This is a genomic window from Xanthomonas nasturtii, assembly GCF_001660815.1.
In the GTDB taxonomy this organism is placed as follows: domain Bacteria; phylum Pseudomonadota; class Gammaproteobacteria; order Xanthomonadales; family Xanthomonadaceae; genus Xanthomonas; species Xanthomonas nasturtii.
Map to the genome: position 1 here is coordinate 1 of NZ_LYMI01000084.1, position 1,330 is coordinate 1,330.

General features: G+C 64.7%; 1 protein-coding gene and 1 pseudogene. One reads left to right on the top strand and one right to left on the bottom strand.

Features of this window, described 5'->3' with window-relative positions; genetic code table 11:
* Positions 1-84, top strand: a pseudogene (locus A7D16_RS24220) (4-phosphopantetheinyl transferase); the annotation flags it as partial.
* A 124-nt stretch (positions 85-208) separates the two neighbouring features.
* On the opposite strand, the gene A7D16_RS20190 reads toward A7D16_RS24220, so the two are convergent.
* A complete protein-coding gene (locus tag A7D16_RS20190) occupies positions 209-1,159 on the bottom strand; it encodes an IS481 family transposase (RefSeq protein WP_064635009.1) in 951 nt (316 codons plus the stop codon).
* Between the last annotated feature and the right edge of the window lie 171 nt (positions 1,160-1,330).

Genomic DNA, 1,330 nt, shown 5'->3' on the forward strand with positions numbered 1-1,330 from the left:
GCGGCGCACTGGCAGTTACACGAATGGTGGGCTGCACCGGACTGCCGCGCCGCGCTGGCGTTCTACCCTCACCCCGCCGCGTGAGGCGCCGCGCCATACGGCAGGATCGGCTGCCGGAACTGCGCCACGCCGTCGAGATCGCGCAAGGTCACCGTCAGCACGCCGCTGGCGCCGTCGATCTCCACCTCGCCGAAGAACTGATAGCCGGCTAGCTGTGTAAACCCACCACGTTGTTCATTGGAATTGGAATTCGGGAGATGGGGGGTTTGTAGCCGAGGCTGGCGTGTGGCCGATGCCAGTTGTAGTGATGCAGCCAGCCCTGGAAGGCGTTGGCGCGTTGCGTGGAGTCGGTATAGGAGCGCGCATAGGCCCATTCTCGCAGGCTGGTCTGCACCAGCCGTTCGGCCTTGCCATTGGTGCGCGGCGTGTAGGGTCGGGTTCGCAGATGGCGCAGGCCGAGCCGTCGGACAAGGCGTCGGAAGCGTCGTGATTTGTAGCAGGCGCCGTTGTCGGTCAACACGCGCTCCAAGCGCACGCCCAGGCTGCGGTAGTAGCGAACCGCCTGCATCAGGGCCCTGCAGGCGCTGATGCCGCGTTCATCGGGCTCGATGGTGCCGAAGGCCACGCGGGAGTGATCGTCGATGGCCAGGTGGACGTACTCCCAGCCAATGCCGCGGGAGGTGACCGTCCGATCATCGGTCACGCGGTGGCCTGGCTGGCGGAAACGGGCCAGCTTCTTGATGTCCAGATGCAGCAGTTGGCCGGGTTGGGCGTACTCATAGCGATTGTGCGGCAGCGCCGGCTCCAACTCCGCCAGTCGGTACAGGCCGGCGCGGCGCAGCAACCGCGCGATGGTGCTCGGCGCCACAGGCAACTGCTGGGCGATCTGCCGATACGTATGGCGTGCACGGCGCTGCGCGATGACCTGATCCACAACGTGCTTAGGCGTGGCATGGGGGCACTTGTGAGGCCGGGAGGTACGGTCAGTCAACCCTTCTTCCCCCTCTTCCTTAAAGCGCTTGAGCCATTTGTAGGCCGTTCGGACGCTGACACCGGCCGCATGCGCTGCTTCTTCCACGCGCAACCCATGAACAAGGATGCGATCCACAAGCAGGGCTCGACCGCGAGGGCTCAAGCGGGCATGTTTATGCAGGTTCATCCGAGGCTCCTGGGGGCTGGGTTGGCTTGATAACCCCCATCTTCCAGAGATGCCCCGGATGAACAACCTACTGAGAGATCACAACTAGCCGCACGCAGCCCGGCGCTGCTGGCCGATATCGATGTGCTGCTACGGGCCTATGGCGCGCTGCATCCGGGCCTGTACTACCAG